The organism is uncultured Campylobacter sp. (assembly GCF_938018035.1).
Lineage (GTDB): Bacteria > Campylobacterota > Campylobacteria > Campylobacterales > Campylobacteraceae > Campylobacter_B.
In genome coordinates this window covers 1-6,039 of the sequence record NZ_CALIJF010000075.1, presented here as the reverse complement: position 1 = coordinate 6,039, position 6,039 = coordinate 1, and the positions used below count along the sequence as shown (strand labels likewise).

The following is a 6,039-nucleotide window of genomic DNA, read 5'->3' as shown; positions in this document are numbered from 1 at the left end:
AAATTATAGCCTTTTTTAAAATTTTGCGGTAGCACGATAGTCCAAATTCCTTGCCCAATCGTGCAAATTTAATATAACCCGAGTAAATCGCACAAATTTTAAAGGGGCTTAGAGTAAGTGTCGCCGCCAACCTTAATATCGGCTCGCGCTTTGCATAAAATATGTACTATTTCGAAAGTTATACAAAATCTCTTGACATTTTCTATCTTACTTGATATACTTCGCCTAGTATTATTTATAAGTAATACATAAAAAGGTTTTATGATGATAAAATTAAACGACATAGCTAAAATAAAAACCGGACTAGTGTTAAGTAGGAAAAAGGCTGAAGCGCATACCCCGTCTGAGTACTCGTATAAAACCGTATCGCTAAAGTCGTTTGCCGAAAATGCCATTTACGACAACTCGTTTGCAGATGAGTTTATATCAAACGAGCAAATAAGCGAGGAGTATAAAGTAAGCCTAGGCGATATTTTGCTGCGACTTAGGGAGCCGAATTTCGCCGTTTATATAGACAAGGAGTATGATGATCTTATCTATTCGTCTTTGATGGTTCGCATAAGGGTTAAAGGCGATAAATTTGATCCACGTTTTGTGGCGCATTATCTAAATAGTAGCGCCGTTAAAAGAGTCCTTGCGCCAGATGTTTCAGGCACCACCATATCAATGATAGGCGTTGCAAGCTTAAATAACATAAAAATACCGCTTGTAAATTTACAAACTCAAAACAAGATAGTAAAATACCTAAATTTGGTCCGTCAAGAGAGCGAAATTTTACAAAATTTAGCAGCCCAAAAGCAAAGATACCACAAAAGCATATTTGAAAATTTAATAAAAGAGGAGAATTAAGATGCAAAAGACCATGCAAGAGACCATAAATAACGTAGTTTGGAAGGCTTGCGACACATTTCGCGGCACGATGGACGGAAGCGATTATAAAGACTATGTTTTAACGATGCTTTTCGTCAAGTACCTATCTGATTTTTATAAAGAAAAGCTGGGGCGGCTAAGAGCCGAGTACGGCGACAAGCGTGAGAGGATCGAAGCAAAGCTAAAGAAAGAGAAATTTAAACTTGATGAGAGTTGCACCTTTGAGTATCTTTTGTCGCATAAAGAGGCTCTAAATTTAGGCGAGATAATGAACAAAACTCTAGAAAAGATCGAAGAGGACAATAAAGATAAGCTTGAAGGCATCTTTAGAAGCATCGACTTTAATAACAAAAACAAGCTCGGCGATACGAAAGAGAGAAACGCTATCTTGCAAAATTTGCTTGAGGATTTTAGTGATACTAGGCTAGATCTTCGTCCATCTATGCTTGAGGGCAACGACATAATAGGCGACGCATACGAGTATCTTATAGCTCACTTTGCAAGCGATGCTGGCAAAAAAGGCGGAGAGTTTTACACGCCAAGCGAGGTTTCGACGCTTCTTGCAAAGCTGGTTGAGCCAAAAGAGGGCGATATGATCTACGATCCTACTTGCGGCTCCGGTTCGCTTCTTATCAAAGCGTCAAAAGAGGTCGGTAGTAAAAATTTCCGCCTTTACGGACAAGAGAAAAACGGCCAAACTCACGCGCTTTGCAAGATGAATATGTTCTTGCACGAGATAAACGACGCTGTCATTGAGTGGGGCGATACGATCAGAAACCCGCTTCATCTGCAAGACAACCTTATAAAGACATTTGATATAGTCGTGGCAAATCCACCCTTTAGCCTTGATAAATGGGGTGCTGACTTTGCCTTGAATGATCCTTTTATGAGATTTGCTAGCTATGCTTTGCCGCCAAAGAGCAAGGGAGATTACGCATTTGTAGTGCATATGATAAAAAGTCTAAACAATAACGGCAAAATGGGCGTCGTGCTTCCGCATGGAGTGCTATTTCGCGGAGCAAATGAGGGTAAGATCCGCCAAAAGCTAATCGAAGAAAATTTGCTTGACGCCGTCATCGGCCTACCGGCAAATTTATTTTACGGCACGAGCATTCCTGCTTGCATACTTGTTTTTAAGAAAAACCGCTCAAACGAAGATGTGCTATTTATCGACGCTAGCAAAGAATTTGAAAAAGGTAAAAACCAAAACTCGCTAACCGAGCAAAATATTGAAAAGATAATCACCGTCTATAAAAATAGAAGCGAGATAGAAAAATACTCCCACCTAGCAAGCCTTAGTGAGATAAAAGAAAACGACTACAACCTAAACATCCCTCGCTACGTCGATACATTTGAAGAAGAAGAGCTTGTAGATATCGAGGCTACAAAGAAAGAGATTTCACGCCTAGAAGCCGAGCTAAAAAGCGTTCAAAGCAAGATGAGCGAGTATCTTGCGGAGCTTGGACTATGAGTGAATTTAAAAATTTACCGAGCGGATGGAGTGTCGTGAGGCTTGGGGAAATTGGAAAAATAGTAAACGGGCTAACATATAGTCCTGAAAATGTTTCAAATAATGGATTGTTGGTCTTACGCTCATCAAACATAAATGATAATTCTATTGTTCTTAATAATGATGATGTATATGTAAAAGGCATATCAAAATTTAATAAAACGCTAGAAAATGATATTTTAATTTGTGTGAGAAATGGTAGTAAAAATTTAATTGGTAAAAGTGCATTAATTACAGAAAAATATAAGGATTTGGCATTTGGTGCGTTTATGGCTATTTTTCGAAGCAACTATAATTTGTTCTTGATGCATATCTTTAAAACAAATACGTTTTTTAAACAAGTAAAAAACGATCTTGGGGCAACGATAAATTCAATCAATAATGGTAATTTATTAAATTTTAAAATTCCACTTCCGCCATTGGACGAGCAAGAAAAGATAGCAGAAATTTTATCTACTTGGGATAAGGCTATAAATTTAACTATAAATTTGATAGAAAGCAAAAAGCAGTTTAAAAAAGCTCTTATGCAAAATTTACTCACAGCCAAAATCCGCTTTCCCCAGTTCAAAGACGAGTGGCGAGCAATAAAGCTTGGTGAAATTTGTGATATTTCTACTGGAACTTCAAAGAGTAGATTTATTGGTGACGGAAAATTTTATATTGTAGATATGGGTAGTATTACACAAGATGGTTTATTGAATTTGACAAAAACAACAAATTTAAGTCAAGATTTTTTAGATTGTGGTGATTTAGTTATGCCAAAAGATGATATTGGTGGCGGTAAAATTATAGGCAAGGTTGCTGTGATAGATAAAGATAATACTTATGTTTTAAGCGATCATATTTTTAGGATAAAAACAACAGAAAATAGCAATTTTTTAGCATATTTAATTAATTCCAATTTGATTAATAAAAAAATTAGAAGGGAAGTTAGCGGTACGGCACAACTTGGGCTTAGCAAAAGGACAATAGAAAATTTAAAAATAAAGCTTCCAAATTTAAAAGAGCAACAAAAAATCGCAGAGGTTTTAATGGCTTGCGACGATGAGATAAATTTACTAAATTTAAAGCTTGAAAATTTGAAAAAACAAAAACAAGGCTTGATGCAAAAACTACTAAGCGCAAAGGTGAGAATGTGAAAGGGCAAGAAAAAATTGAAAGTCAATTTATAATTCATTACTATTTGAACGATGATTCACATTCCATGAATGCTTTTGTAAGAAATGCCATAGAAAAAGATTTTTTAAATATTATTAATACTATTGGTTCTTTATTTGGTTTTGAAATTAAATTGGAAAGTATGGCTGCAAAAGAGGGTGGGTTTATTGAAATTTTAGACATTATAGAAGTACACCCTATTTCATCAACGATTATAGCATCGTCAGTTGGATATGCCATTAAACAACTTCAGGAATTAATAAAATATTATTTAAGCGGCGCATATAAAAAGAATAGGCTTGAAAATGAAAAATTGGAATTAGAAATTTTAAAGCTTAAGAAAGAGTCTGCGGGAATAGATGACAATCAGTTGGAGCAAAAACTGGCAAGACCGATTTCAAATTACTATGCAAAAATAGAAAAATACGAAAAAATACGAGCAGTTGGATTTGGAAATGAAGTAAATAACGAATATGTAGTTCAAAGAGAAGAATTTATAGATTTTATATTAGTTGACGATAAAGAAGAGGAAATAGATGATGATGCAAACATAGAATTAATATCGCCTGTTTTAAAAGAAGGTAGGTATAAATGGCGTGGAATTTATAGAAATGAAAGTATAGATTTTAGTATGGGAGATAGCAAATTTAAAAACGATATTATAGACGGAAGGTATGATTTTGGCAATGGGTCATTTATCAATTGTCAATTATGTATAACTAAAACATACGATGAATTTGGAAATGAGTGCAAAAATAGATCTTATAGAGTCGCTAAAGTTTATGAAACAAAACGAGATATTTTAAATAACTGGGTAGCTACTAATAAGGGAATAAAAAAACAAAAAAATAAATTCAAAGATAGTTTTAAAGGCAAAAACTTATTTTCTGATCTTGAGGATGAGGAGACCAAATGACCCCAGATACTTCAGAAAATAAGATCCAGCAAAACAGCATAAATTTACTTCAAAACTTGGGCTATAAATTTATAAGCAGAGAAGAAAATTTAAAGCTTCGTGGCGGTAAAACAAGCGAGGTTTTGTTTAGGGAAATTTTAACCCAAAAGCTTGGCGAGATAAACGGCTACGAGTATAAGAGCAAGCGATATAAATTTAGCCAAAGTAACATCTTAAAAGCGGTTGACGAGTTAGCTGGGGTATCTTTAAACGAAGGGCTAATGGTCGCAAACGAAAGGATCACGAATTTACTCTTGCTCGGCACCAGTTTAGAGGAAAATTTGGAAGATGGGACTAGAAGGAGCTTCTCTTTTAAATTTATAGACTTTGAAAATTTACAAAACAACGACTTTTACGTAACGGAAGAATTTGAAGTAAGCAGGGCAAATCAAAGCGAGGCGCAAAAGCACAGAAGGCCCGATCTCGTGCTTTTTATAAACGGCATACCAATAGTCGCGATCGAGCTTAAAAAATCAAGCGTGAGCTTTGAGAAGGGCATAAAACAGCTTGAAAAAGAGCAGGGCAAAGATGAGATAGCGCACCTTTTTAAATACATCCAGCTAACTATCGCGGCAAATGGCAGTGGGGCAAGATACGGCACTACTGGAACGCCGTTTAAATTTTATAGCGTGTGGAAAGAGCAAGACGAGGTAAAAGCAAAAGAAAGCCTAAAGAGCGTGATAAATGGTAGAGAGGTGAGCGCGCTTGATATGACGCTTTTTGCACTACTATCTAAAGATAGGCTACTAAGGCTAGTTAGGCACTATATAGTGTTTGATAAAAGGATGAAAAAAGTTTGCCGCTATCAGCAGTTTTTCGCTATCGAAGAGACGCTAAAGAGGGTATCAGCGAAAAAAGAGGGCGCAAGAGCGGGCGGACTCATCTGGCATACGCAAGGAAGCGGTAAATCGCTCACGATGGTGATGCTAACAAAGCTTTTAAAGCAAATTTATATAAGCTCAAAGATCATCGTAGTAACTGACAGGATAGATCTAGACGGACAGATACATGATACCTTTAAAAACACGGATGTAAAAGCAGGACGAGCAAGTAGCGGAAGCGATCTGATAGAAAAGCTTCAAAGCGGCGTTAGCGTGATAACTACGCTCGTGCATAAATTTGAAAAGGTGAAAAACCAAAAGGTAGTGATAAGAGACGGCGATATATTCGTGCTAGTAGATGAGAGCCACCGCACGCAGGGCGGCGATCTGCATAAGGCTATGAAAAAGGCGTTGCCTCTTGCTTGTTATATAGGATTTACGGGCACTCCGCTTTTAAAACGTGAGAAAAACAGCTTTGCTAAATTTGGCGGAGAAATTCATAGATATACGATAGATGACGCTGTAAAAGACGGAGCCGTCTTGCCGCTACTCTACGAGGGGCGATATGTTGGTCAAGAGGTGCTAGACCCTGATGGGCTAACAAGGAAATTTGATCTAATATCAAAAGAGCTAAGCGATGAGGCTAAAAGAGATCTGCAACAAAAGTGGGCGAGGTTTGAGCGCGTGGCGTCGAGCGAGCAAAGGCTAGAGCTAATAGCCATCGA

Annotated in this window: 5 protein-coding genes; all 5 read left to right on the top strand. The window is 37.0% G+C overall.

Going from position 1 to position 6,039, the window contains the following annotated elements; translation table 11 throughout:
• Positions 1-264: 264 nt before the first annotated feature.
• A complete protein-coding gene (locus tag Q0257_RS02340; protein WP_298021081.1) occupies positions 265-849 on the top strand; it encodes a restriction endonuclease subunit S in 585 nt (194 codons plus the stop codon).
• A 1-nt stretch (position 850) separates the two neighbouring features.
• A complete protein-coding gene (locus Q0257_RS02335) occupies positions 851-2,341 on the top strand; it encodes a type I restriction-modification system subunit M (protein WP_298021079.1) in 1,491 nt (496 codons plus the stop codon).
• Positions 2,338-3,519, top strand: coding sequence for a restriction endonuclease subunit S (locus Q0257_RS02330; protein ID WP_298021076.1), 1,182 nt, complete (start codon positions 2,338-2,340; stop codon positions 3,517-3,519). Before Q0257_RS02335 ends, Q0257_RS02330 begins: the two co-directional genes overlap by 4 nt.
• Complete coding sequence (locus tag Q0257_RS02325) at positions 3,516-4,454, top strand: hypothetical protein (protein WP_298021073.1); 939 nt, start codon at positions 3,516-3,518, stop codon at positions 4,452-4,454. Before Q0257_RS02330 ends, Q0257_RS02325 begins: the two co-directional genes overlap by 4 nt.
• A partial coding sequence (locus Q0257_RS02320) for an HsdR family type I site-specific deoxyribonuclease (protein ID WP_298021070.1) occupies positions 4,451-6,039 on the top strand: 1,589 nt, incomplete at its 3' end. The genes Q0257_RS02325 and Q0257_RS02320, both read left to right, overlap by 4 nt.

Excerpts from the sequence above, each read along its gene's own strand:
- Q0257_RS02340 (WP_298021081.1), top strand. The coding sequence starts at position 265 with ATGATAAAATTAAACGACATAGCTAAAATAAAAACCGGACTAGTGTTA.
- Q0257_RS02335 (WP_298021079.1), top strand. The coding sequence starts at position 851 with ATGCAAAAGACCATGCAAGAGACCATAAATAACGTAGTTTGGAAGGCT.
- Q0257_RS02330 (WP_298021076.1), top strand. The coding sequence starts at position 2,338 with ATGAGTGAATTTAAAAATTTACCGAGCGGATGGAGTGTCGTGAGGCTT.